Origin of the sequence: Brevibacillus sp. JNUCC-41, from assembly GCF_014844095.1 — a bacterium.
Lineage (GTDB): Bacteria > Bacillota > Bacilli > Bacillales > DSM-1321 > Peribacillus > Peribacillus aracenensis.
The window spans coordinates 257,506-284,211 of sequence record NZ_CP062163.1 but is presented as its reverse complement, the minus strand read 5'-3'; the positions used below and the strand labels follow the sequence as shown (position 1 = coordinate 284,211).

The 26,706-nt window shown below is 42.1% G+C and carries 24 protein-coding genes and 1 other annotated feature; of the genes, 23 read left to right on the top strand and 1 reads right to left on the bottom strand.

Annotated elements, in window-relative coordinates:
- Positions 1-17: 17 nt before the first annotated feature.
- The gene (gene ytvI / locus JNUCC41_RS01380; RefSeq protein ID WP_192206039.1) at positions 18-1,142 is read right to left on the bottom strand and encodes a sporulation integral membrane protein YtvI; all 1,125 of its coding nucleotides are present in this window, start codon (positions 1,140-1,142) and stop codon (positions 18-20) included.
- A 193-nt stretch (positions 1,143-1,335) separates the two neighbouring features.
- Between ytvI and JNUCC41_RS01375 the strand changes: the two genes are divergently transcribed.
- The 23 genes from JNUCC41_RS01375 (at position 1,336) to rpmI (ending at position 26,680) form a co-directional block, all read left to right on the top strand.
- On the top strand, positions 1,336-1,797 hold the full coding sequence (locus tag JNUCC41_RS01375) for a DUF441 domain-containing protein (RefSeq protein WP_034309113.1): 462 nt from the start codon (positions 1,336-1,338) through the stop codon (positions 1,795-1,797).
- 539 nt (positions 1,798-2,336) lie between these two features.
- Positions 2,337-3,452 carry a citrate synthase gene (gene citZ, locus JNUCC41_RS01370; protein ID WP_192206038.1) on the top strand — a complete coding sequence of 372 codons (1,116 nt, stop codon included), beginning with the start codon at positions 2,337-2,339 and terminating at the stop codon, positions 3,450-3,452.
- 95 nt (positions 3,453-3,547) lie between these two features.
- Complete coding sequence (gene icd / locus JNUCC41_RS01365; RefSeq protein WP_260285396.1) at positions 3,548-4,864, top strand: NADP-dependent isocitrate dehydrogenase; 1,317 nt, start codon at positions 3,548-3,550, stop codon at positions 4,862-4,864.
- 117 nt (positions 4,865-4,981) lie between these two features.
- Complete coding sequence (mdh, locus tag JNUCC41_RS01360; RefSeq protein ID WP_192206036.1) at positions 4,982-5,917, top strand: malate dehydrogenase; 936 nt, start codon at positions 4,982-4,984, stop codon at positions 5,915-5,917.
- Between the two features lie 238 nt (positions 5,918-6,155).
- Positions 6,156-6,875: a response regulator transcription factor gene (locus JNUCC41_RS01355; protein ID WP_192206035.1), complete on the top strand. Its 720-nt coding sequence runs from the start codon at positions 6,156-6,158 to the stop codon at positions 6,873-6,875.
- On the top strand, positions 6,872-8,647 hold the full coding sequence (gene pnpS / locus JNUCC41_RS01350) for a two-component system histidine kinase PnpS (RefSeq protein WP_192206034.1): 1,776 nt from the start codon (positions 6,872-6,874) through the stop codon (positions 8,645-8,647). The genes JNUCC41_RS01355 and pnpS overlap by 4 nt, the downstream gene beginning before the upstream one ends.
- Positions 8,648-8,897: 250 nt before the next feature.
- A complete protein-coding gene (hflK, locus tag JNUCC41_RS01345; protein ID WP_192207993.1) occupies positions 8,898-9,932 on the top strand; it encodes an FtsH protease activity modulator HflK in 1,035 nt (344 codons plus the stop codon).
- Positions 9,929-10,861: a protease modulator HflC gene (gene hflC, locus JNUCC41_RS01340; protein WP_076364772.1), complete on the top strand. Its 933-nt coding sequence runs from the start codon at positions 9,929-9,931 to the stop codon at positions 10,859-10,861. The genes hflK and hflC overlap by 4 nt, the downstream gene beginning before the upstream one ends.
- Before the next feature lie 127 nt (positions 10,862-10,988).
- On the top strand, positions 10,989-13,613 hold the full coding sequence (polA, locus tag JNUCC41_RS01335; RefSeq protein WP_192206033.1) for a DNA polymerase I: 2,625 nt from the start codon (positions 10,989-10,991) through the stop codon (positions 13,611-13,613).
- A gap of 19 nt (positions 13,614-13,632) precedes the next feature.
- On the top strand, positions 13,633-14,463 hold the full coding sequence (mutM, locus tag JNUCC41_RS01330; RefSeq protein WP_192206032.1) for a DNA-formamidopyrimidine glycosylase: 831 nt from the start codon (positions 13,633-13,635) through the stop codon (positions 14,461-14,463).
- 79 nt (positions 14,464-14,542) lie between these two features.
- The gene (ytaF, locus tag JNUCC41_RS01325; RefSeq protein WP_192206031.1) at positions 14,543-15,175 is read left to right on the top strand and encodes a sporulation membrane protein YtaF; all 633 of its coding nucleotides are present in this window, start codon (positions 14,543-14,545) and stop codon (positions 15,173-15,175) included.
- Positions 15,176-15,198: 23 nt separating this feature from the next.
- A complete protein-coding gene (gene coaE, locus JNUCC41_RS01320; RefSeq protein WP_192206030.1) occupies positions 15,199-15,798 on the top strand; it encodes a dephospho-CoA kinase in 600 nt (199 codons plus the stop codon).
- Positions 15,799-15,958: 160 nt separating this feature from the next.
- On the top strand, positions 15,959-16,996 hold the full coding sequence (locus JNUCC41_RS01315; protein WP_192206029.1) for a glyceraldehyde-3-phosphate dehydrogenase: 1,038 nt from the start codon (positions 15,959-15,961) through the stop codon (positions 16,994-16,996).
- 945 nt (positions 16,997-17,941) lie between these two features.
- Positions 17,942-18,322, top strand: a complete 381-nt coding sequence (gene speD, locus JNUCC41_RS01310) for an adenosylmethionine decarboxylase (protein ID WP_034311443.1) — start codon at positions 17,942-17,944, stop codon at positions 18,320-18,322.
- A 269-nt stretch (positions 18,323-18,591) separates the two neighbouring features.
- Positions 18,592-19,053 carry a transcriptional regulator NrdR gene (gene nrdR / locus JNUCC41_RS01305; RefSeq protein WP_057911467.1) on the top strand — a complete coding sequence of 154 codons (462 nt, stop codon included), beginning with the start codon at positions 18,592-18,594 and terminating at the stop codon, positions 19,051-19,053.
- 64 nt (positions 19,054-19,117) lie between these two features.
- Complete coding sequence (locus JNUCC41_RS01300; protein ID WP_228467485.1) at positions 19,118-20,530, top strand: replication initiation and membrane attachment family protein; 1,413 nt, start codon at positions 19,118-19,120, stop codon at positions 20,528-20,530.
- Positions 20,517-21,455: a primosomal protein DnaI gene (gene dnaI / locus JNUCC41_RS01295; RefSeq protein ID WP_192206027.1), complete on the top strand. Its 939-nt coding sequence runs from the start codon at positions 20,517-20,519 to the stop codon at positions 21,453-21,455. Before JNUCC41_RS01300 ends, dnaI begins: the two co-directional genes overlap by 14 nt.
- Positions 21,456-21,575: 120 nt before the next feature.
- The gene (gene ytxC, locus JNUCC41_RS01290) at positions 21,576-22,436 is read left to right on the top strand and encodes a sporulation protein YtxC (RefSeq protein WP_192206026.1); all 861 of its coding nucleotides are present in this window, start codon (positions 21,576-21,578) and stop codon (positions 22,434-22,436) included.
- A gap of 389 nt (positions 22,437-22,825) precedes the next feature.
- Complete coding sequence (thrS, locus tag JNUCC41_RS01285; RefSeq protein ID WP_192206025.1) at positions 22,826-24,757, top strand: threonine--tRNA ligase; 1,932 nt, start codon at positions 22,826-22,828, stop codon at positions 24,755-24,757.
- Positions 24,758-24,863: 106 nt separating this feature from the next.
- Positions 24,864-25,034 carry a hypothetical protein gene (locus tag JNUCC41_RS01280; RefSeq protein ID WP_179085987.1) on the top strand — a complete coding sequence of 57 codons (171 nt, stop codon included), beginning with the start codon at positions 24,864-24,866 and terminating at the stop codon, positions 25,032-25,034.
- A 53-nt stretch (positions 25,035-25,087) separates the two neighbouring features.
- Positions 25,088-25,582: a GNAT family N-acetyltransferase gene (locus JNUCC41_RS01275; protein ID WP_192206024.1), complete on the top strand. Its 495-nt coding sequence runs from the start codon at positions 25,088-25,090 to the stop codon at positions 25,580-25,582.
- A gap of 127 nt (positions 25,583-25,709) precedes the next feature.
- Positions 25,710-25,846, top strand: a sequence feature (ribosomal protein L20 leader region).
- A gap of 98 nt (positions 25,847-25,944) precedes the next feature.
- Positions 25,945-26,445: a translation initiation factor IF-3 gene (gene infC, locus JNUCC41_RS01270; protein WP_034309072.1), complete on the top strand. Its 501-nt coding sequence runs from the start codon at positions 25,945-25,947 to the stop codon at positions 26,443-26,445.
- 34 nt (positions 26,446-26,479) lie between these two features.
- Positions 26,480-26,680: a 50S ribosomal protein L35 gene (gene rpmI, locus JNUCC41_RS01265; protein WP_034309070.1), complete on the top strand. Its 201-nt coding sequence runs from the start codon at positions 26,480-26,482 to the stop codon at positions 26,678-26,680.
- Positions 26,681-26,706: the final 26 nt, after the last annotated feature.

Here is a 26,706-nt window from a genome sequence, read left to right as displayed (position 1 = left end):
TAGATGTCTGGAGTATCTTAAGTCGTTTTCTTCGTATCGCCGATAATGAAGATCCATATGGCCTTGAAGACATTGGCACGCTGGAGTGTATTGAATATGACAAGTACGACAGGTCCTGCGATCAGACCTAGGAAACCGATCAATTTGAAGCCGATGAACAAGGCGATGAGAGTGGCAAGCGGATCCAAACCAATACTGGAAGAAAGTACTTTTGGCTCTATTAACTGACGCTGGACAACGACGATTATGTAAAGAACGGACAAACCGATTGCAAGACTTGTATTCCCGGCAATGAATTCAAAGATGATCCAAGGAATGAAAACCGTACCTGTCCCTAAATAGGGGATGATGTCGACCAGTCCGCATATCAGGGCAATGGTAATTGAATAATTCACCCCCAAAATGAGAAATCCGATTAAAATCGTGACGGTCGTCAATGAAACAAGTGTGAATTGTGCACGGATAAACCCGAACAAAGCCCGTTTTAAGTCCCTGAATAAACGCTTGGCACCCGCAAAAATCTTATCAGGCAATACCTTTCCGGTCATGCGGTTAAAGGTATCCCAATCTTTGCTGATGAAGAAAGTGCCCAGCAGGGTAAAAAGGAGTGCCGTTGCTGTAGTTGGAAACCATCCGATGATTGTGGGGATGTTCTTCAAGAAAGCTTGAATGAAGCCGCTTACTCCGGTAGTGATGGATTCACCGATATTTTGGATATTCTTGAGGACTGTGTCCTGCTGTTCGGTATCCAAATTATTGAACATGGCTGCTATTTGATTATAAAAAGGGATGACGGTGGACGCGATGTATGTTTCTATATAATCCACGATGGTTTCAATATGTTTCGGGATGACACCGGCCAGGTAATTGGTCCCTGAAATGATCTCGGTGACCAGTAATGTGATGAGGCCCGCAAATAAAAGGAAAATGAGTAAAAGGGAAACGAATACAGCCAACCCCCGTGGCAGCCTTCCTTTCTTTTCGAAGAAAGTGACCAGGGGATTCATCAAGAAAGCGATTATCATGGCAATGATGAATGGATATGTATATTTAGATAAATAAAACAAGGCAATTCCGCCTAAAATTATCCCTCCGATGACCAGTAAAGAGCGAATGAAACGATACATATAAACCGGATTCAAGTCATATCCTCCTTCAATCATAAAGTTTGTATTATAATTGTAACGATGATGGAAAAGAAAGGAAAGATTCTTTCATCTTACGGCTTAAATTTTTTTCGCCGATGCATCGTTCCATAAATCATTTTTCTCCCAGGAAATACGGGAGTTTGTTATGTTAAAATAACAAAAACAGAAGGAAGAAGGTGAAGGGAGAATGATCAACGGTCCTGTCGTATTTTTAATTCTGCTTGCTGCAATCGGTTGGTTTGGGAAAAACACCTCACTCATCATGGCTGCGGGTTTTCTTTTAAGCATGAAACTGATCGGCCTTGACGCTAAAGTGTTTCCATACCTCGAAGCCAAAGGAATCAACCTGGGCGTTACGATCATTACGATTTCGGTACTAATACCCATAGCAAACGGGGCGATAGGTTTCAAGGAACTCGGAGACGCAATAAAATCTCCTTATGCCTGGATTGCGCTTGCATCTGGAATAGCGGTTGCACTCATAGCGAAAAATGGGATTACGCTTTTATCACATGATCCGCACATTACCACAGCTCTTGTTTTTGGGACGATTCTTGCAGTCGCTTTATTCAAAGGGGTGGCTGTCGGTCCATTAATCGGGGCGGGAATTGCTTATTTATGCATGCAGATCTTCAATTTTTTTAAATGAAGCGAGTGGCAGAGGGGAGAAAAATCCGTCAGTTGTGGAGATGGAAATTTTCTATTTAATGTTTCGTTTATTCTGCTTTGGGGCGAATTTTCAAAAAAAGCGTTTTGGATCGCATAAAAAAAAGCAAGAGAATATGTAGCTAATTTTTCTAATAAAATAATAATTTTTTCACATTTTAAGTGCTTTTCATTCCCAAAAAAGTGTTTATTGTTTATAATAATGTTGTAACTGCTCTGATTTATTAAAATTGGGATTCAGAATATCTTTGATATTTTTGAGGAATCTTAAAAAAAGATGTAGTTATTGAGCAAGCGCTCACTAGGAATAGCTACAAGCATTATTTTTAGAATTTCGTTTAAAAGATTATCGTACATTTTACTATTGTTGGGGTCCTATTCTGTGAACGCTTCCAATACAAGATGTATGTCTTCTGCTAAAAAATAGATGGTTGTTTACAATAGCTAATTTCTTGGAAGCGCTATATTTATACGCTAATAGCAAGGGCATAGGGGAATATTTAGGAAAAGGAGAGATTTAGTATGACAGCAACAAAAGGTCTTGAAGGTGTGGTAGCTACAACTTCATCAGTAAGCTCCATCATCGATGACACATTAACGTATGTAGGTTATGACATCGATGATTTAGCTTCTAACGCAACATTCGAGGAAGTAATCTATCTTTTATGGCACGGAGCTCTTCCGAACAAAAGCCAATTAGAAGAATTAACTCAACAACTTGCTGAAAATGCTGAAATTCCAGCTGAAGTGGTTAATCACTTCAAAACATACCCAATCGATAAAGTACATCCAATGGGAGCTCTTCGCACTGCAGTATCTCTTCTGGGTCTTTATGATGAAGAAGCAGATGTAATGAGTGAAGATGCTAACTATCGTAAAGCAATCCGCATCCAAGCAAAAATCCCTACATTGGTAACAACTTTCGCTCGCATCCGTCAAGGGAAAGAAGCTGTTGCTCCACGTACAGATTTAAGCTTTGCTGCTAACTTCTTATATATGTTAAGCGGTAACGAACCAACGGCAATCGAAGAAGAAGCATTCAACAAAGCATTGGTTCTTCATGCTGACCATGAATTAAACGCTTCTACATTCACTGCACGTGTTTGTGTGGCTACATTATCTGATATCTATTCTGGCGTAACTTCTGCCATCGGCGCTTTAAAAGGCCCTCTTCACGGCGGAGCTAACGAACAAGTCATGAAAATGCTTACAGAAATTGGTTCAGTTGAAAACGTTGAGCCATATATCAACGAAAAATTAGCCAATAAAGAAAAAATCATGGGCTTTGGCCATCGTGTATACCGTAAAGGTGACCCTCGTGCTAAGCACCTTAAAGAAATGTCACAAAAACTGACTGAACTTACTGGACAACCGCAATATTATGATATGTCCATCAAAATTCATGAAATCGTAACCGGTCAAAAAAATCTTCCGCCGAACGTGGATTTCTATTCTGCTTCCGTATACCACAGTTTAGGTATCGAGCATGACCTATTTACACCAATCTTTGCTGTAAGCCGTGCTTCAGGCTGGATCGCTCACATCCTTGAGCAATATTCAAACAACCGCCTTATCCGTCCGCGTGCAGAGTATGTTGGGCCAGGTATGCAAAAATACGTACCGATTGAAAACCGCTAATTAAAAGTTTTTTCGAAAAATCATTTTTTATTTCATCGAATTTGTAGTAAATTAATAGATGTGAGTAAAAAAGGTTAGTGGTTCTGCCCCATTAAATGGCAGGCCATCTAACCTTTGAATTTGAATCGGAGGTAAGAGACATGACACAAAGCCAAAAAATCACAGTTACTAACGGTGCTCTTAACGTACCAAACAATCCAATCGTTCCTTATATTGAGGGAGACGGAATCGGTCCTGATATCTGGGCTGCAGCATCCCGCGTTTTAGACGCAGCAGTTGAAAAAGCTTACAATGGCGAAAAGAAAATCGAATGGAAAGAAGTTTTAGCTGGACAAAAAGCATTTGACCAAACGGGCGAATGGCTTCCACAAGAAACTCTTGATGTCATTAACGAATATCTAATCGCTATTAAAGGACCTCTTACAACTCCAATCGGTGGCGGTATCCGCTCATTGAACGTTGCATTGCGTCAAGTATTGGACTTATTCGTATGTCTTCGTCCAGTACGTTACTTTGAAGGTGTACCTTCACCAGTTAAACGTCCAGAAGACACTGATATGGTCATCTTCCGTGAAAACACTGAAGATATCTATGCTGGTATCGAATATGCAAAAGGTTCTGACGAAGCTAAAAAATTAATCGAATTCCTGCAAAATGAATTCGGTGTTCAAAAAATTCGTTTCCCTGAAACTTCAGGAATCGGAATTAAACCGATTTCCGAAGAAGGTACGAAACGTCTTGTTCGCTCTGCACTTAACTATGCGATCAAAGAAGGCCGTAAGTCATTAACGCTTGTTCATAAAGGTAACATCATGAAATTCACTGAAGGTGCATTCAAAACTTGGGGTTATGAAGTTGCAGAACAAGAATTCGCCGATAAAGTGTTCACATGGAACCAATATGACAAAATTAAAGAAGCTGAAGGCACTGAAGCTGCTAACAAAGCACAATCTGCTGCTGAAGCTGAAGGCAAAATCATCGTTAAAGATTCAATTGCTGATATCTTCTTACAACAAATCCTGACTCGTCCTAAAGAGTTTGATGTTGTTGCAACAATGAACTTGAACGGAGATTACATTTCTGATGCATTAGCTGCACAAGTTGGCGGAATCGGTATCGCTCCAGGAGCAAACATCAACTACGAAACTGGACATGCCATCTTCGAAGCAACTCACGGAACGGCTCCTAAATATGCTGGTCTTGATAAAGTTAACCCATCTTCAGTTCTTCTTTCAGGCGTTCTTTTACTTGAGCACCTTGGCTGGAACGAAGCTGCAGACAGCATCACTAAATCAGTGGAACAAACAATCGCTTCTAAAGTTGTTACATACGACTTTGCCCGCCTAATGGAAGGTGCAACGGAAGTTAAATGTTCTGAGTTCGCAGACGAGCTTATCAAAAACCTTAAATAATTCATTACATGCTTTCTGGAAAAGTGCCTGAATGGGCTGCTTTTCCAGGAAGCTTATATTTCATGAGGATGTTAAAAGTATTCCAAAAGTATTCATATATTTTAAGGAGGAAATAACATGTCTAAACGTAAAAAAATCACAGTTGTAGGTGCTGGATTCACTGGTGCTACAGCAGCATTCTTAGCCGCTCAAAAAGAACTAGGCGATATCGTTTTAGTTGATATCCCGCAAGCTGAAAACCCTACTAAAGGTAAAGCCCTTGATATGGCGGAAGCAGGACCTGTCCTAGGTTTCGATGCTAACATCATCGGTACATCCGACTATGCAGAAACTGCTGATTCCGACGTAGTGATCATCACTGCCGGAATTGCCCGCAAACCCGGCATGAGCCGTGACGACTTAGTTCAAACTAACCAAAAAGTTATGATATCAGTAACAAAAGAAGTCGTTAAATATTCCCCTAACACAACCATCATCGTTTTGACTAACCCTGTAGATGCAATGACTTACACTGTTTACAAAGAATCAGGTTTCCCTAAAGAACGCGTTATCGGACAATCAGGTGTGCTTGATACAGCTCGTTTCCGTACTTTCGTAGCTCAAGAATTAAACTTATCGGTTAAAGATGTAACTGGCTTCGTACTTGGCGGACACGGAGATGATATGGTTCCATTGGTACGTTACTCTTATGCAGGAGGGATTCCTTTGGAAACATTGATCCCTCAAGATCGTCTAGAAGCAATCGTGGCTCGTACCCGAACTGGCGGCGGGGAAATCGTCAACCTTCTAGGAAACGGAAGCGCCTATTATGCACCAGCAGCATCTTTAGTGGAAATGGCTGAAGCGATCCTTAAAGACCAACGTCGCGTCCTTCCGTCCATCGCTTATCTTGAAGGTGAATATGGATTTGAAGGTATCTATCTTGGAGTGCCGACTGTTCTGGGTGCAAAGGGCATTGAACAAATCATCGAACTGGAATTGACTGAAGACGAAAAAGCGGCACTTTCAAAATCAGTTGAATCAGTTAAAGCAGTAATGCAAGTCCTTCAATAAGTGATCATGATCAGACTGTTCGGATATAGGAAGAAAAGGCCATGGTCTTTTTCCGATTCCGGACAGTTTTTTTCGCTTTAAAAGTCATGGAAATTTATGAACTCCCTGCTGAAGATAAGGAATAACTAACTTTCCGTTTTTTTTATGTGTAAATTTCATATAATATTCTTTATAATGGAATTGGATGAGTAGACCAAGAAATTGGTCTTTTGGGTAATACATAATTCAGGAGGATCTAATGTCAAAGAAAATTCTCGTAGTGGATGATGAACAATCAATAGTTACCTTACTTCAGTACAATTTAGAACAAGCAGGCTATTCGGTGATCACAGCTTTGGATGGAGAACAAGGGCTGGAGGCTGCCGTGGATATACGCCCTGATTTAGTGGTATTGGATTTGATGCTGCCTAAAATGGACGGGCTTGAAGTATGTAAGCAGCTTCGCCAGCAAAAAATCAATATACCGATCTTGATGCTGACAGCTAAGGACGATGAATTTGACAAGGTGCTGGGACTTGAACTAGGGGCGGATGATTATTTGACTAAGCCATTCAGTCCTAGGGAGGTAGTGGCCCGGATTAAAGCTATTTTAAGAAGATCCCAGTTACAAGCTAACGGCAGTGATTCAAGTCAGGATCTGGAAGATGGCCTCTTGAAATTAGGGGAATTGAAAGTGTTTCCGGAACGTTACGAAGCATTCTTTGATGAACAGCAATTAGAATTGACTCCAAAGGAATTTGAATTACTTTTATATCTGGCGAAGAATAAAGGAAGAGTGCTGACTAGGGATCAACTGCTCAGTGCGGTTTGGAATTATGATTTCGCGGGAGACTCACGAATCGTCGATGTCCATATTAGCCATCTTCGAGAAAAAATAGAAAAAGATACAAAAAAACCTTTATATATTAAAACGATAAGGGGCTTGGGGTATAAGCTTGAGGAGCCTAAAAAAGAATGACGACCTATCGTAAAAAGCTCTTATTTACCCTCATCACACTGGTGATGGTCGTCCTGATGGCCGTGGGCTTTTTATTAGGACACTTGTTTAAAAGCTATTATATTAAAACGTTCAATGACCGTATAAAGAACGAAACATTTTTCATTTCTACATATATTCAGGAGCATGGCGGGATTGACTCCTTTTTGGAAAAAGGGAAGACGGCAAAACTGACACCCCTTTTAGATTCGAATTTAACCATTCTCTCCACGAATGGGGAAATATTATACGATTCGACATCATCCAATGAAATATTTAAAGGCCATGCCAATGTCCTTCGTAAAATAACTTTGCAAAAAGGGCTTAAGCAAGGGGAAGGGTATGAAGTGGTCGAAGGCGAATCGGACCTCCATTATTATTGGAAGACGATTGAAAAGGATGGAAAGATTGAAGGCTTTGTCGTACATAGCAATGAAATCGAGGCCATCAATCAAGTGAATAAACAAATGTGGCAAATATTGATCATTTGTTTAGGGGTTGCCTTGATCATCATTCTCATGCTTGCGAGCAAAATCACTTCATATTATACGCGTCCAATCGAGGAGGCGACGATGGCGGCCATTGAACTGGCAAAAGGGAATTATGGAACCAGGACATTCGGGCGACATTCCGACGAAACGGGAATGCTGACAACTTCCTTGAACATATTGGCGAGGAATCTTCAGGAAACAGAGATAGCGAGGGAAATGAATCAGGATCGTTTGGAAACACTTGTTGAAAACATCGGTAGTGGTGTCTTGCTGATAGACAGTAAAGGGTATACTACATTAATCAACCGGGAATTCAAGAAAAGCTTTCGTGTGAACTCCGCTACGTTTTTGTTTCAGGAATATTATTCGGTCATTAAAGATCAGGAAGTCATAGCCATCATCGAAGAAATCTTTCGAACGGAAAAGACGATTAAACGGCAGGTGAAAATACCTCTTGCCATAGAACGTAAGCATTTTGAGATTTATGGGGCTCCCATTATCGGGAATCATGATGAATGGAAGGGGATCCTCCTCATTTTCCATGATATCACCGAATTGAAAAGGCTCGAGCAGATGCGGAAGGATTTCGTGGCTAATGTGTCCCATGAATTGAGAACCCCGATCACTTCTATAAAAGGATTTTCTGAAACATTGTTGGATGGCGCCTTAAAGGACGAAAAGACCTTAAAACACTTTTTATCGATTATCCTGAAAGAAAGTGATCGGCTGCAGGAACTCATTCAGGAGCTTCTGAATTTATCCAAAATGGAGCAACAGGAGTTCGTTTTAAACGCAGGGGTCGTGGATATTACGAAAGTGCTTGGTGAAATACAAGAGATGCTTATAGGCAAGCTGAAAGATAAAGATGTATCCCTTGAAATTAAAACATCACCGGAACCAGTATTCATTGAAGGGGAATCTGACAGGATCAAGCAGGTTTTCATCAATTTGATTACGAACGCATTGACCTATACACCAAATGGCGGCAGGGTCACCGTTGATATCATTGAAAATGAACAGACGGTCGATATAGCAGTGCAAGACAGCGGAATAGGCATTGAAGAAAAAGAACTGCCGAGGATCTTTGAACGATTTTACCGGATCGATAAGGCGAGGAGCCGCGATTCAGGAGGAACGGGCATTGGACTGGCAATCGTCAAGCATATAATAGAAGTCCATAAAGGTAAAATCAATGTGGAAAGCACACCTGGAACCGGGACGACTTTTACAGTCACATTAAATAAAAGCTTAAAAGGAATGTAGCGGGTTTCTTATTTACATGTCCTTTACAATTCCTTAAAACGGACTTCATAATGCAGGGGTACAATGGTTATAACCCCTCATCCAAGGAGTTAAACATTGACAGAGACATAGTCTCTGTCTTTTAATTTTGTCTATATTCCCCAGGAACGATTCCTCTATCCTATTTTCCTGGAAAAATATTTGATTTTTATGAAACTTTAGGCCCTTCCTTGCGTAAATAAGATATAACTGCAAAGAAGGGGTGATACATATCGTTAGCTTAAAAAGGATATATACGATCACAGGACTTGTCTTTCTTATTTTAATTTTAGGTGTAGTTGCGATATCGACCTGGTACACGGTTGATGAATCCGATCAAGCTGTCATCATGACGTTTGGTAAAGTGGAGCAAACGATAACGGAACCAGGGCTTCACTTTAAACTGCCTTGGCCCATTCAATCCGTCGAGAAATTATCCAAAGAAACATTCAGTCTTAAATTTGGATATAAGGAAGAGGATGGAGAGGTGAAGGATTACCCGAGCGAGACTAAAATGATTACGGGTGATGAAAATATTGTGCTGGCCGACCTGGTGGTCCAGTGGAAAATCACCGACCCTCCAAAATATCTATACAATGCAGAGGATCCAGAAAAAATATTATACGATACGACTTCAGCTGCATTACGGAGCATTATCGGCAGCACGAAAATCGATGATGCCCTTACATCCGGTAAAGCGCAAATCGAAGCGGATGTACGCGATTTATTATCACAGCTAATGGAGAAATATGATGTCGGGATTTCCATATCTGCGGTTAAACTCCAGGACGTGGAGTTACCGAATGAAGAAGTGCGGAAAGCATTTACCAATGTAACGGATGCCCGGGAAACGGCGAATACGAAAATCAACGAAGCGGATAAATATGAAAATAAACGTATGAATGAAGCGGAAGGGGAAAAAGATGCCCTCATTTCACAGGCTAATGGGGATAAAGCTGCCCGTACGGAAGCAGCCCGCGGGGATGTAGCGGTCTTTGAAAAATTACTTAGTGAGTATAAGGGCAATAAGGGGATTACGAAGGACCGCCTTATTATTGAAACCCTTGAGGAAGTAATGCCGAATGCAGAGATTTATATTATGAATGATGATGGAAACACCATGAAGTACTTGCCGCTTCGCTCGCTTGAAAAGGAGGAAACGAAAAAAACTCCTGCCTCCGATGAAGCCGCTATACCTGAAGAAGAAACGAACAAAGCGAATGCATCGGAAGAAAAAGCGACAGGGGAAGGGGGCACTAAACAATGAGCGGAAAAATAATAGATTTCTCTGAGTTGAAAAAAGGGGATTTTCATTGGAGGGGCTATGTGAGAATCGGCATTTTCCTGATTATTTTTATCGCGTTGCTGCTAATCATCCTCACCAATGTCTATATCGTCAAAGAGGGCGAATACAAAGTCGTCCGACAATTCGGTGAGGTGGTAAGGATCGATAAGACACCGGGATTGAAGGCTAAGGTGCCATTCATACAGAGTATCATGACCTTGCCGAAGTATCAGATGACTTCTGATGTTTCCGAAGCGGAAATCAATACGAAAGATAAAAAGCGGATGCTGATCGATAACTATGCAGTTTGGAGAATAGAAGATCCGAAGAAATTGATTACAAATGCAAGGACACTAGAGAATGCCGAAACGAAAATGGAAGAGTTCATCTATTCGGCAGTTCGTTCTGAGCTTGGCCAGCTGAATTATGACGAGATCATCAATGATGAGAAGTCATCAAGGGGAAGTTTAAACGACCGCATAACCGAAAAAGTCAACGATCTGCTGCAAAAGGACAGTTATGGAATCAGCTTGACGGATGTCCGGATAAAGCGGACTGACTTGCCCTCCGAAAACGAAGCATCCGTCTTCAAGAGGATGATTTCCGAGCGGGAATCGAAAGCGCAAGAATACTTATCCAAAGGTGATGCGAAGAAAAACCGTATCATTGCGGATACTGATCGGAAAGTGAAAGAATTGCTCTCTACTGCAGAGGCTGATGCAGAAGTGATCAGGGCTGAAGGTGAAGGGGAAGCAGCGAAAATCTATAATAAGTCGTTTTCCAAAGACCCCGAATTCTATAAACTATACCGGACCCTTGAATCCTACAAAAAAACGATTGGTGATCAAACGGTCATCGTTCTGCCTTCGGATTCCCCTTATGCCAGCCTGTTAATGGGAAATACTAAATAACCTTGATGCCGTCATTTTTCTTTCCGCTTCTACTCATGGTAGAATAGAGAAAGAAAATGAACGGCTTTTTGCGTTTTTATATAGAAGCTATAACTACATAAACCTGTATGACTGGAGGAAGACGGATTTGGATAAAAAGTTAGTACTTATAGATGGAAACAGCATTGCGTACCGTGCGTTTTTTGCGCTTCCGCTCTTGAATAATGATAAGGGGGTCCATACGAATTCCGTGTACGGATTCACCATGATGCTCAATCGCATTCTTGAAGAAGAAAAGCCTACGCACATACTTGTGGCATTCGATGCGGGTAAAACGACATTCAGACATGCATCATTTAAAGAATATAAGGGCGGGCGTCAAAAAACGCCCCCAGAACTGTCGGAGCAATTCCCTTTCATTCGCGAACTGCTTGATTGTTTTCAAATAAAAAGGTATGAACTGGAGAACTACGAAGCCGATGATATTATCGGTACGCTGTCCTTACAAGCGGAAAAAGATGGTTTTGAAGTGAAGGTCATTTCAGGTGATAAGGATTTAACGCAATTATCCTCCCCTAGTACGACGGTTTCCATCACGAAAAAGGGGATTACTGAAATTGAGGAATACACTCCAAAGCATATACATGAAAAATACGGCCTGTCCCCTTTGCAAATCATTGATTTAAAAGGGTTGATGGGAGATGCTTCCGACAATATTCCCGGTATTCCGGGTGTAGGTGAAAAGACTGCCCTTAAATTATTGCATCAATTCGAAACGGTTGAAAACCTTCTGCAGTCGATTGATGAGGTAAGTGGACAAAAATTGAAAGAGAAAATAGAAGAACATAGAGACCTGGCCCTATTGAGCAAAGAGCTGGCTACGATAACGAGGGAAGCGCCGCTTGAAGTTTCCGTAAACGAGACCGAGTACACTGGCATGGATCAGGATCGAGTCATCTCATTCTATAAGGAGCTTGGGTTTTCGACTTTGCTCGATAAATTGGATGTAACGGAAAGTGCACCGCTTGAACAGGAGAAGATAGAAGTGCACACGTCCGAAATGACAGAAGCAATGTTTGCGGATGAAAGTGCCCTATATGTTGAGATTTTAGAAGATAATTATCATCATGCCGATATAAGGGGAATCGCCATCAGTAATGAACAAGGTAATTTTTACTTCAATGGGGATGATGCTCTGAGTTCCGGGGCATTTAAATCCTGGGCAGAGGATGAAACAAAAAAGAAAACGGTTTTCGATGCGAAGCGTACGGTTGTGGCACTGCGTCATCGGGGAGTCGAAATAAAAGGCATCGATTTTGATGTATTTTTGGCATCCTATATCCTGAATCCCGCAGAGTCAGTGGACGAAGTGGCAGAAATTACGAAAACTCAAGGTACGACCCGCCTTGAAACAGATGATGTTTTTTATGGAAAAGGTGCAAAACGCAAAATACCTGAGGAAGCGGAATTGAGGGAGCATATCGCCAGAAAATCGAAGGCGATCCTCTCTCTGAAAGAACCGATGATCGATAAGCTGCAAGAATTCGAGCAATTTCACCTATTTACGGAACTGGAGCTGCCACTGTCGATCATTCTGGCCAATATGGAATGGCAGGGAATCAAGGTGGATATAGGCCGATTGAAAAACATGGGACAGGAGTTAGCCATTCGCTTAAGAAACATCGAAGCCCGAATTTTTGATTTGGCTGGAGAGGCGTTCAATATCAATTCACCTAAACAGCTCGGAGCCATCCTGTTTGAAAAGCTGGAGCTTCCAGTCATGAAGAAAACCAAAACGGGATATTCGACTTCAGCCGATGTGCTGGAAAAACTGGAGAACAAGCATGATATCGTTAAGGAGATATTGCTGTATCGCCAGCTTGGCAAGTTGCAATCAACTTATATTGAAGGGCTGCTTAAAGTGGTCAATGGCAAAACGGACAAGGTGCACACCCGGTTCAACCAAGCGTTGACCCAGACCGGCCGTTTAAGTTCTACAGATCCCAATCTGCAGAATATCCCGATCAGGTTGGAAGAAGGCAGGAAAATCAGGCAAGCCTTCATTCCTTCCGAAAAGGATTGGATCATTTTTGCTGCCGATTACTCACAGATCGAGTTACGCGTCCTGGCGCATATCGCCAATGACAGCGGATTGGTGGAAGCATTCCAGGCCGGGATGGACATCCATACAAGGACAGCCATGGATGTATTCCACGTACCGGCAGAGCAAGTCACGGCGAACATGAGGCGCCATGCCAAAGCGGTCAATTTCGGAATCGTTTATGGTATAAGTGACTACGGGCTATCGCAAAGTCTCGGCATCACGAGAAAAGAAGCGGGAGAGTTCATCGAGAAGTATTTAAGAAGCTTTCCTGGTGTTCAGGAATATATGGAAGAAAGCATACATGAGGCCCGTCAAAAAGGATATAGCACGACTCTGATGCAAAGAAGGCGCTATATACCTGAGATAACAAGCAGGAATTTCAACATCAGGAGCTTTGCCGAACGGACAGCGATGAACACGCCGATTCAAGGCAGTGCCGCAGATATCATCAAGCTAGCCATGATAAACATGAATAAGCGCCTGAAACGGGAAGGTCTTAAAACGAGAATGCTTCTTCAGGTGCATGATGAATTGATTTTTGAAACGCCTCCCGAGGAACTCGAAATCCTTAAAGTGATCGTTCCGGAGGAAATGGAAAATGCCATTGAAATGAACGTGCCTCTTAAAGTGGATTATGCTTTTGGGCCAACATGGTTTGATGCCAAATAATAAAAGATAGGTGATTGCAATGCCAGAACTTCCAGAAGTGGAAACAGTCAGAAGAACGTTAGAGCAGCTCGTGCTCGGAAAAAAAATCAAGGAAGTGTCAGTCTTCTGGCCAAAGATCATAAAAGCGCCTGAACCTGTCGAACAGTTTCAGGATGCTTTAAGGGGACAGACGATTACGGGAATAGGTCGTCGGGGCAAGTTCCTCATTTTCACCTTGGATGATTATTCGTTGGTTTCGCATTTAAGAATGGAAGGAAAATACGGCGTGCATCCAAAAGAAGAGCCGTATGATAAGCATACCCATGTGATCTTCACTTTCACGGATGGTAGTGAACTCAGGTACAGGGATGTCCGGAAATTCGGAACGATGCATCTATTTGCCAAAGGGGAAGAACTTGAGCGGCTGCCACTGTTGCATTTAGGGCCTGAACCGTTGTCTGAAGATTTTACTGTCGAGGGGCTAAGTAGCAAGTTGGCAAGAACCAACAGGAAAATCAAACCCGTTCTCCTTGATCAAACGGTTGTCGTCGGGATTGGGAATATATATGTAGACGAGTCGTTATTCCGTTCCGGTATCCATCCGGAGAGAATCGCTTCTTCACTCTCGTTGCAGGAAATCAAAACGTTGCATGCAGAAATCATCGCGACGTTAGGTGAAGCTGTGGAAAAAGGCGGGAGTACGATTCGTTCATACATTAATTCCCAAGGGCAAATCGGCATGTTTCAGTTGGAACTTAATGTTTATGGACGAAAAGGCGAGAACTGCAAAACATGCGGCACGCCACTTGAAAAACTGGTCGTTGCAGGACGTGGCACACATATTTGCCCGTCATGCCAGCCGTTAAAATAGGGAATGTTTTTTCAAACACATCGGATGGGCTCCATCCATATACTAGGGTAGCAACGAGTAGGGAAGGAGTATTATTCCGATGTGGCTACAAATTATTTTTCTTGCTTTTGCAGTTAGTATTGACGGATTTGGCGTAGGTATGACATTCGGTATGCGGAAGATGAAAATCCCCTTAAGGTCAATAGCGGTCATCTCGTTTTGTTCTGCATTGAGTTTAGGTATTGCGATGGTCATCGGACAATTCATCAGTCAGCTCATATCGGTCGGGGCGGCTGAAAAAACGGGTGGCATCATCCTCATTTTCCTTGGTGCCTGGATGGTATACCAGTATTTTAAGCCTGAAAAAGATTTGAAAGATGATAGATATCATGAAAAGATCATCTTTAATTTTGAAATTAAATCACTTGGGGTAGTCATTAATATTTTACAAAAACCATTGAATGCCGATTTTGATAAATCAGGTACGATTACGGGTGTTGAAGCGCTTGTTCTGGGATTTGCACTTTCGCTGGATGCGTTCGGGGCCGGAGTTGGCGCGGCTATGATCGGCATTTCACCGATTATCCTTGCAGGGTGCATCGCTATTATGAGTTCAATTTTCATTTGGAGCGGGATTCAAAGCGGGAAATTGCTTTCAAATAATAAAGTTGTACAGCAATTGACTTTTCTTCCAGGTGTACTGTTGATTATCATCGGTATATTCAAGTTATGATACATGGTTAAAAGGGGGAGCTTATGGGACAAATCATTGGAATCACCGGGGGCATCGCCAGTGGGAAAAGCACCGTCAGCCTTTATTTACAGGAACTCGGATTCACGATTGTCGATGCAGATCTGGCTTCCCGTGCCGTCGTTGAGCCGGGTGAAGAAGCCTATCATCAAGTTGTGAAGGCATTTGGTGAAGATATCTTATTGCCGGATGGGGGTATAGATCGCGAAAAGCTCGGGTCGATCATATTTAATGATCAGGAAAAGAGATTGCTATTGAATGGCATCGTGCACCCTGCCGTCAGGAAATGGATGCGCCTCAAAACGGAAGAGGCACTATCATCAGGGGAAGAAACGGTGTTCATGGATATTCCGCTCCTATTCGAAAGTAAGCTGACATTCATGGTGGAAAAGACGCTTTTGATCTATGTGGATGAGCAAGTTCAATTGCAGCGATTAATGAACAGGAATGGTCTTTCGGAGACGGAGGCACTAGCCAGGATCAATTCGCAAATGCCTTTGGCCGATAAAAAGGCTTTAGCGGATGCCGTAGTCGACAATAATGGGGATATTAATGAGACGAAAAGGCAAGTGAAGTCCTTACTTCGCGAATGGCATGTCATATAATTATGATAAAAAAGAAGAAACCACCAGGTTTCTTCTTTTTGTGTTGAAAAAATAAACACAATCCGCATTTTTATTAGCACAATTCCTCTTAATTATGTTATACTAATTACATGTGGAAGGTAATAAGTATAACACTAATATTTTCTGGAGGGTCCGAACAATGAATTCAAGAATAGCGATTAACGGGTTTGGGAGAATTGGAAGAATGGTTTTCCGAAAGGCCATATTAGATGAGAGTTTGGACATTGTTGCCATTAATGCAAGCTATCCAGCTGAAACTTTAGCACACTTACTAAAATATGATACGATACATGGTAAATTCGACGGTATCATTATAGCGGAAGATGATTCACTAGTAGTGAATGGCCGCCGAGTAAAACTAATAAATAACCGCGATCCAAAGCTATTGCCTTGGAAAGAGTTGGACATAGATATTGTAATTGAAGCTACGGGCAAATTCAATGATCGTTCTAAAGCGGCTCTTCATTTAGATGCAGGGGCAAAAAGAGTTATTTTATCAGCGCCGGGTAAAAATGAAGACGTTACCATTGTAATGGGTGTAAATGAGGAAGTGCTGGAAATTGACAAGCATTTCGTCATATCCAATGCATCTTGTACAACCAACTGTCTTGGACCGGTTGCAAAAGTGCTTGATGAAAAATTCGGCATAAACAACGGTTTAATGACGACGATACATTCTTATACAAATGATCAAAATAATATCGATAACCCGCATAAAGACTTAAGACGTGCCCGTGCCGCTGCGGAAAGCATGATTCCTACGACCACAGGAGCTGCAAAAGCCATCTCGCTAGTGTTGCCGCAATTAAAAGGCAAGCTTCATGGAATGGCGATCCGCGTACCGACACCTAACGTATCTCTAGTCGATCTTGTTGTGGATTTAAACCGTGATGTCACGATTGATGAAGTGAACCAAGCCTTCATCGATGCTTCAGAAAATGAACTCAAAGGAATTATGGAATTCACGATGGAACCTTTAGTTTCCAGTGATTTCAAAACGAATCCTCACTCTGCAATCATCGATGGTTTGACGACGATGATGATTGGGGACAGGAAAGTGAAAGTCCTTGCATGGTATGATAATGAGTGGGGTTACTCCAACCGGGTAGTGGACCTTGTGAAATTGGTGGGATCCGAGTTGAAAAAAACTTCCGAAGTCGAACTATCAGTAAAATAATGAAAAGAAATCGAGCCTGCTAAAATTTTTTAGCAGGCTCAGTTTGTAGACAAAAAGGTTTCAAAATGGCCACAATCCGAAACCTTTTTTGGATTTGGAGCAGTTATAGAGAATAGTCACCCCACGCATATCATGTTTTCTTTTACATGCGGCTACTGCTCCTGGTTTTCCAACTTTCTCAATCACTTGTAAAACTAGAGGCTATAAGATATGACTAGCATACGTATTTACGGTTGTTATCATTGTCCCCAAAACAAATCCATTGCGGTTTGATGCCGCATGAAACGAATAGGCAAACTTGTTTTGTTCGTTCATCTTTCACATAGCAGCTATTCTAAGGTTCAGTTGAACTGTCCTTAATCTTCTTGGCTCCTTTCTTAAATAGACTGTAGGTAAAAGGAGATCTTACTGTTAAATCAAAGTTGATTGGAACGTAAGGTGAGATTCCTGCGGGAAAAGCGCGTCCAAGGGAGACCCCGCAGGCGCAATGGCGCCGAGGAGGCTCCCGGACCGCCCGCGGAAAGCGAGTGCCTGAAGTGGAAATCAACGGCCAAATATTAAAAGAATAGACAAACTTGATTGGGGTTTGCTTATAGTCTGAGCCTGCTAAAATTTTTTAGCAGGCTATTTTTAATGCAGTGACCCATCAATTCCTGGCTATTTTAAGGCGCTGAATAAACCCGGAAAACAGAATTTCCCTTACATTGGTACCTTAGCTATAGCCCTATTGCATATAAAGTTTATCTTTCCAAAATTTTAATTTGGAGTTGCAAAAAAAATTCAAACAATATATACTATGAATCGTGAACTTCTTCAAAAGCGGTTTGCATGATGGCTACTTAAAGGGTTAGGACCTCTTTGGACTAACTTTCCCCCGTGGTAGTTATCAGAACTTATTTTTAAATCATGGTAAGGGGGAAGCTTAATATGGAAACAGCTTACACTATGGAAACAATGGGTAGACATGTCATTTCAGAACTTTGGGGTTGTGACTTTGAAAAACTGAACAATATCGATTTAATTGAAAAGATTTTTGTTGATGCTGCTTTGAAATCAGGTGCAGAGGTACGGGAAGTTGCCTTTCACAAATTTGCTCCACAAGGAGTCAGCGGGGTTGTCATCATTTCTGAATCACACTTAACGATTCACAGTTTTCCAGAACACGGCTATGCGAGCATCGATGTCTATACATGCGGTAACTTGGATCCGAATATTGCGGCAGATTATATTGCAGAAGCTTTGAATGCGCAAACACGTGAAAACATAGAATTACCACGTGGTTTAGGTCCTGTACAAATGAAAAAAGCCAATATAAGTGCCCTATAAAAAACACGTATACACAGAGATGCCATGGGTGCATCTCTTTTTTAATGCAATGAATCGGCAGCCTGCTTCACATTATAGCTATGGATTGCCTTATAGCACAAAGACCTTGACAAAGGTGCTCCAAGGGCGGAACAAAAGTGCCTGCTGCTGGAAGTTACACTTTTTACTTGTACTGGCCGTTCCTTTTAATATAAGATTAAGATAGAGAAGTAAATCCTTGGGGAACATTTAGATAGGGGAGTCCTACATAAAATACGGAGCTGATAATGATGAAATGCCCATCATGTCAATATAACGGAACAAGAGTGCTCGATTCCAGGCCAGTCGATGAAAGTAAATCGATTCGACGACGCCGTGAATGCGAGGCATGTGGTTTTCGATTCACGACATTTGAAAAGGTGGAGGAAACACCGCTTATTGTAGTGAAAAAGGGCGGGACACGGGAAGAGTTCAGTCGTGATAAAATCCTGCGTGGCTTAATCAGGGCTTGCGAAAAACGCCCGGTTCCCTTGAAGGAACTAGAGCAAATTACCAGTTATGTAGAAAAAGAACTGCGCAACCAGGGCATATCGGAAGTGAAAAGCGACAATGTCGGCGAAATGGTAATGGACAAGCTGGCGGAAGTCGATGAGGTTGCCTATGTAAGGTTCGCATCCGTCTATCGACAATTTAAAGATATCAATGTCTTTATCGATGAATTGAAAGATTTAATAAATAAAGAAAGAAAGTAGAGCTGAAGATTCACTTTGGCTCTTTTTTCACTACATCTTTTGAAAGGTTTGAATGGAGATGTCAATGCATTGGCAAGAATTGCTCCCAGCGGATTCATATTTGGTCTCATCTGCGGGGCTGCTTCATGATTATGATCGGAAAATACTTACCCGACTATATCAACCTCTTATTGGACCTATCTGCATTAGCCTATATATGACGTTATGGAGTGAGCTGGAGGAAAACAGGCTATGGTCGGAAATCTCCTCACATTATCAATTAATGAATACCATCGGCCTTAAGTTAGGTGATATTTACGAAGCACGCCTTTTACTTGAAGGAATTGGTCTGTTGAATGTATATAAGAAATCGAAAAATGAAACGAAGGAATTCATCTATGAGTTAAACCCGCCGCTTTCACCCCAGCAGTTTTTCACGGATGGAATGCTGAATATTTACTTATACAAAAAAATCGGCAAAGCGCAATTCAACCGGTTAAAGAGATTCTTTTGTGATGATCATATCTTAACCGATCAATATGAAGGTGTGACTAAATCTTTTGCGGAAGTATTCTCATCAGATCATTTGGACTCTTTATATGTAACCGATGAAGCGAAAAACGAATGGAAACCGATGCCTGAGCAGCAATTCATCGATCGGACGGAAGGCGTCGAGCCATCGGGGTTTGACGACTTATTTGATTTTGACCTTTTACTTGCCGGGATGAAATCCTCGATCGTACCGAAAAAGGCCTTTACTCCGAAAATAAAAAGTACGATTGCCAAACTTGCTTTTTTATATGGCATTGATCCGCTGGAAATGCAAAAACTAGTAATGGATGCCGTTTCATTGGATGATGAAATCGATGAGGAAGTGCTCAGAAAGGCGGCAAGGGACTGGTATCAGATCGAACGGCAGGCAGATATGCCTTCCCTAGTCAATCGGGTGCAGCCGATTCGTGAACGGACACAAAAAGAAGAACCGAAAACACAGGAACAAGAGTTAATCCGTCATTTGGAGACGATTTCCCCGAGGGAGCGGCTGATGCAATTGTCTGGAGGTGCAGAGCCATCAAGCGGTGATCTGAAAGTGGTTGAGGGAGTGATGATCAATCAAAAGCTGAATCCGGGTGTCGTCAATGTCTTGATTGAATACGTCATGCTCAAAACGGATATGAAGTTCACGAAGGGCTATGTGGAAAAGCTGGCAGGCCATTGGGCACGGCTGAAGGTCTCTACGGTCGTCGAGGCGATGGAACTGGCTAAAAATGAACATAGGAAATATCAGGACTGGGCTCAAGGAAGCAGGAATGCTGCGAAGGGCGGCCGGAAAAAGGCGATACGGGAAGAAGCGGTTCCGGAGTGGCTTGAGAAAAAAGAAGAAGCACAGCAGGAGCAGAATGCAGATCAGCCTGAATTGAATGCCCAGAAACGCGAGCTTCAGGAGAAATGGAAGCAGTGGAAAGCAGGAGGTGAAATGAACGATGGAAAAGATTAATAGATCCCTTAATAAATTGGCCAATACAAACCAATTTCAACAGCGTTATGAAAAGCTGAAACAGGAGATTTTTGAAGACGAACAAGTGCGGTTATTTTTGAATGCCAACAGTTCGACGGTCACGAAGGAAATGATTGATAAAAATTTGGGGAAGCTTTATGAGTTCACTTCACAAAGCAATAAATGTGATAAATGTCCAAGCTTGAATGGCTGCATCAATATGATGCAAGGGTATTATCCCAAATTGGTGATTCAAGGGAAGGCCCTGAACCTGAATTATGAAATCTGTCCGCGGAAGTTGGCAGAGGATGAAAAGCGGAAACGGGAAAAATTGATCCACAGCCTGTATGTACCGAAGGATATTTTAAAGGCGACCATTGAGGACTTTACCCAAACGGATAATGATAACAAACGCTTGGACGTTTTAAGTAAGGCGATGTCGTTCATTATGGAATATGAGCCAGGTAAAATGCAAAAAGGCTTATATATATATGGGAAATTCGGTGTTGGGAAAACGTACTTATTAGGTGCGATTGCCAATGAACTTGCAGAAAGGCAAATTTCCTCCCTTATTGTCTATGTCCCTGACTACTTGCGGGAACTTAAAGGATCGATCGGTGATAATACGGTCAATGAAAAAATTGAGATGGTGAAAACGGCCCCTGTCCTCATGCTGGATGATATTGGAGCGGAGTCCATGACGAGCTGGGGACGCGATGAGGTTTTTGGTCCGATTTTGCAATTTAGGATGCTGGAAAACCTGCCGACGTTTTTCACTTCGAATTTTGACCTGAATGGCCTGGAGAACCACCTAACCTTTTCACAGCGCGGTGAGAAGGAAGAAGTGAAGGCGGCCAGGATAATGGAAAGAATTCAATATTTAGCGGAGCCGGTCAAGCTGGATGGCGTGAATCGGAGAAGATGAAGGAAAGTGGTCTCTTAATGGAGGTCACTTTTTTCTTTTACAAGACTCATCCTACTTCTAAACACGTCCCCATCCCCATATACATGAACAAACAGGCAAGGGGGAAGGGGGGATGTCGTAGTGCAAATTTCGTTTCAAAACGATTCAGAGGCAATGAAATTACTGAATTTCGTTTCTGTCCATCCACTGGGGGCAGAATTTCAAGCATACATTCGATTTCTTCCGCAACAAGGCATGCATATGGATATGACGAAGTCTTCAGGTGATAAATGGCTAATTTTGCTTCGTGATGCATTTCATTCTTTTTTATTGGAAGAAAAGACGATTCCTGTTCTGGAGCAAATAATAGTCGGTAAATTTTTTTATAGGGAACGGGAAGAAATTGAAGCCATCATTGAAATTGCATCATCGATCATCGAGGCGGAAAGAGCCAGGGATCAAGATGGAGCATTCAATACGGAGAAACGATTGATTGAGGAAGGACTTCAAAGCATCTTGGCTGGAAAGGTATCTTTTTCATTCGATTCTTTTACGACCTTCCGTTTAAAATCATTTCAGCACACTTTGGAAAAGTATGTCGTTAAGGCGATTGATGAATACAAGCTGGAGCAGGACTATCAAAATTTCATTGCCACGCTCCGTGATTGCCTTCATGGGCAGGAGTCGAAATTAAGAAAGCTTCACCTCGTCAACCGGGATGGTTTTCATTTCTATGATCAGAAATTCAGCAAACTCGACCGGCCGAAAATCAATAGTATGATCGACAGGAGGCTTCTTGCCAAAAGTTCACTTTTTCTCGATACGGTGATACTTGCCCCGCTTTTATCGATTGCTCCTGAAAACTTGTGCATCTATACTGATGATAAGGAAGAAGGGCTGATCCAGACCATTTCAAGGATTTTCGAAGAACGGGCAACCATCCTGCCACTTTCGTCATTTTCGATGCATTTGAATGATCTTTCGTGGAAAAAAGAAAATTAACCTTGATTTTCACCGTATAACAAATTATAATTTCCTACATACTATTAAAAAACTAAAAGTTATGATGAGGACAAGGGTATTCTAGTCGCCGATTATCAGAGAGGGGAGCCAACAGGCTGTAAGCTTCCTATTCGCATGGAACACTTACCACCTTTAAACTTCGGCTCGGAAAGCAGGCATTCTGCGAATATGAGCTGACGGGAAGCTGCCGTTACCAAGTTACAAGTGCCATTTTGCCGTGAAAGGCAAGCTGGAACGAGGGTGGAACCGCGGGTTAATGATATTTATTACTAAGCTCGTCCCTGTTTTATACAGGGGCGGGCTTTTTTGTGTTGTAATGGAATCAAAACCTGTAATTTGTCCGAACAATAAGAAGGAGTGAAACTAAAATGTCAGAATTACTGAAAATATCTTTTCCTGACGGAGCGGTTAAGGAGTTTGCCAAAGGGACAACAACTGAAGACATCGCTGCATCCATCAGTCCTGGTTTAAGGAAAAAATCCATTGCCGGAAAATTCAATGGTGAATTATATGATTTGAAACGTCCGATTGAACAAGATGGTACAATCGAAATCGTCACACAGGACGCAGCGGATGCTCTTGAAGTATTGCGTCACAGTACAGCACACTTGATGGCACAAGCGATCAAACGTTTGTACAAAAACGCTAAATTCGGAGTGGGTCCAGTCATCGAGGGCGGCTTTTACTATGATATGGATCTGGAGGAATCATTGACTCCTGAAGACCTTCCATTGATTGAAAAAGAAATGAAGAAAATCGTCAACGAAAACTTGGAAATTTCCCGCATCGAAGTGAGTCGTGATGAAGCGATTTCCCGTTTTAAAGAAATCGGCGATGAGTACAAGTTGGAGTTGATCGATGCGATTCCTGCCGATCAGCAGGTAACGCTTTATGAGCAGGGTGAATTCTTTGACCTTTGTCGTGGAATTCATGTTCCATCAACGGGGAAAATCAAAGAGTTCAAGCTATTGAGCATCGCTGGAGCATACTGGAGAGGCGATAGCAAAAACAAAATGCTTCAACGCATTTACGGTACGGCTTTCTATAAAAAAGAAGATTTGGCCGAACACCTGCGTTTCCTTGAAGAAGCCAAAGAACGTGACCATCGTAAAATCGGCAAAGAATTGAACTTGTTCATGAGCTCACAAAAAGTGGGACAAGGGTTGCCAATGTGGTTGCCAAAAGGCGCGACCATCCGTCGGACAATCGAAAGATACATCGTGGACAAGGAAGAACGTTTGGGTTATGACCATGTCTACACACCTGTAATGGGAAGCGTGGACCTTTATAAAACATCTGGACACTGGGATCATTACCAGGACGGCATGTTCCCTGCCATGGAGATGGAAAACGAACAGCTTGTCCTGCGTCCTATGAACTGTCCGCATCACATGATGGTCTATAAAAACAGTATCCACAGCTATCGCGAACTGCCAATTCGGATTGCCGAGCTAGGCTTGATGCACCGTTATGAAATGTCAGGTGCCCTTTCAGGCCTTCAGCGTGTACGTGGAATGACATTGAATGATGCGCACATTTTCGTCCGTCCCGACCAAATCAAAGAAGAGTTCAAGCGCGTTGTGAACTTGGTTCTGGAAGTATATAAAGATTTCGATATCAAGGATTATTCATTCCGACTGTCTTATCGCGATCCTCAGGATACAGAAAAATACTTCGATGATGATGACATGTGGGAAAAAGCACAAAGCATGTTAAAAGTCGCCATGGATGAACTTGGCCTGGATTACTTTGAAGCGGAAGGTGAAGCGGCATTCTATGGTCCTAAGCTTGATGTTCAGGTGCGTACTGCCTTAGGGAAAGATGAAACGCTTTCCACTGTTCAGCTTGATTTCTTGCTTCCTGAACGTTTCGATCTTAATTACGTCGGTGAGGACGGCAAGCAGCACCGTCCGGTCGTTATTCACCGCGGCGTCGTTTCCACAATGGAACGTTTTGTCGCTTACTTGATCGAAGAATATAAGGGGGCATTCCCGACTTGGCTTGCACCTATCCAAGCACAAGTGATCCCGGTCTCACCTGAAGTGCACTTGGATTATGCGAAAGAAGTACAGGAAAAACTTAAAGCGCAAGGCATTCGTGTCGACCTGGATACACGTGACGAGAAAATCGGTTACAAAATCCGTGAAGCGCAAATGCAAAAAATCCCGTACATGCTCGTTGTTGGAGACAATGAAGTCAAAGAAGGCAGTGTGAATGTACGTAAATACGGTGAACAAAAATCCGAAACAATCGCTTTTGAAGATTTCGTTTCAGCGATTAAGGCGGAAGTGAGCCGTTAAAAGCACAAAGAGGGGCACATATAGTTGTGTCCCTCTTTATAATTATGGCATGATAAAATGATACCATCATGTGAAAATATGTACAGCAATGAAAAGGAGGGTCAGCATGAAAAAGAAATTTTCTTATCTATTCGGACCGACATTCCTTGTCATTATCATCTTATTGTTATTGGATGATTATCGACAATATGCCATTGTCCCGGTCCTGCTTTTTTGGATAGTCCTATTTTCCTGGGACACCATCGAGAAAAAGAAAAAGGCGAAAGAAAACTCCTAGCATTTGATGGCTTCGATCAGTATGGACTGTAACCAAAGGGGGAATGGGGATAAATGGAGATCAGAAAGGCTTCAAGGAAAGACGCGGGTAACTTGGCTGCTTTGTTCAATCATGTTGAAGATTCCGGGTATATGCTGTTCAACCCTGGGGAAAGAAAAGCGACGGGGGAACAAATGGAAAAGCAAATGGAGCAAATCGAAAAAAATCCCCTTTCCGTTTTCCTCGTTGCTGCCAGCGGGCATGAGTTGATGGGTTACCTAATCTTATTGGGCAATCAAATGGGCCGAACGAGGCATTCAGCCAAAATCGTCATCGGCATCAACGAACAGGACAGAGGAAAAGGCATCGGTACGAAGCTATTTCAGAAAATGGAGGAGCATGCACGGACAAAAGAAATACGGCGCTTGGAATTGTCCGTGATCGCAAACAACGCCCCTGCGCTTTCCTTATATCGAAAGATGGGTTTTGAAAAGGAAGGAATAAAGCGGGAATCACTGTTTTTTGATGGAAAGTATCATGATGAATATTTTTTGTCCAAATTACTTTAAAAAACGTATTGTCAAATAACTGAATGTCTGATAATATTAATTTTGTTGTGAAAAACGAATAAAATTTAGCATTTGACAAGTCATCAGTGTTTATGATATATTTCTAAAGTGAATTGAATACGTGTTTGATGAAAAGAAGAAGCACCCGCTTCTCACCTGGTTGACGCAAACAATGCAGTTAACAGGTCATGATTTGATTATTTGGATCTTTCTGAATGAGTCTATCAGTGTGGGTGCAGCATGCATCCACACTTTTTTATTATGATTATATCCTGTAAGCGAGTTGTGAGCGTGACCGAATTTATTCAAATATTCGTATTCGCCAATATCTTTGGAGGTGGCTAACTATTAGTAAAGACGCGATGGTAAACGAGGGCATCCGAGCCCGTGAAGTTCGTCTTATTGACCAAAACGGAGAACAACTTGGAATTAAAACGAAATTCGAAGCATTGGAAATTGCCGCTCGTGTAAATCTTGATCTAGTTTTAGTTGCTGCAAATGCAAAGCCTCCGGTAGCCCGGATCATGGACTACGGAAAACACCGCTTCGAGCAGCAAAAGAAAGACAAGGAAGCACGTAAAAATCAAAAAGTCATCAGTCTGAAAGAGGTTCGTTTGAGCCCGACGATTGAAGAACATGATTTCAATACGAAGCTTCGCAACGGAATTAAATTCCTTGAAAAAGGCGATAAAGTAAAAGCTTCTATCCGATTCAAAGGACGTGCCATTACGCATAAGGAAATTGGTCAACGTGTACTCGTTCGTTTTTCTGAAGCATGTAAAGAAGTGGCTACAATCGAGCAACACCCAAAAATGGACGGGCGCAGCATGTTCATTATCTTAGCACCGAAAAACGAAAAGTAATTGTAAAGTAATTTGTAATGAGGAGGAATACCTTATGCCTAAAATGAAAACTCACCGCGGATCTGCTAAACGTTTCAAAAAGACTGGATCCGGCAAACTTAAGCGTTCTAACGCTTACACAAGCCATTTATTTGCTAACAAATCTACTAAGCAAAAGCGTAAGCTTCGCAAAGCTAGCCTTGTAAGCAAAGGTGACTTCAAACGTATTCGTCATATGCTAGACAACATTAAATAAGTTCGATTTATCGAGTTAAATAGGAG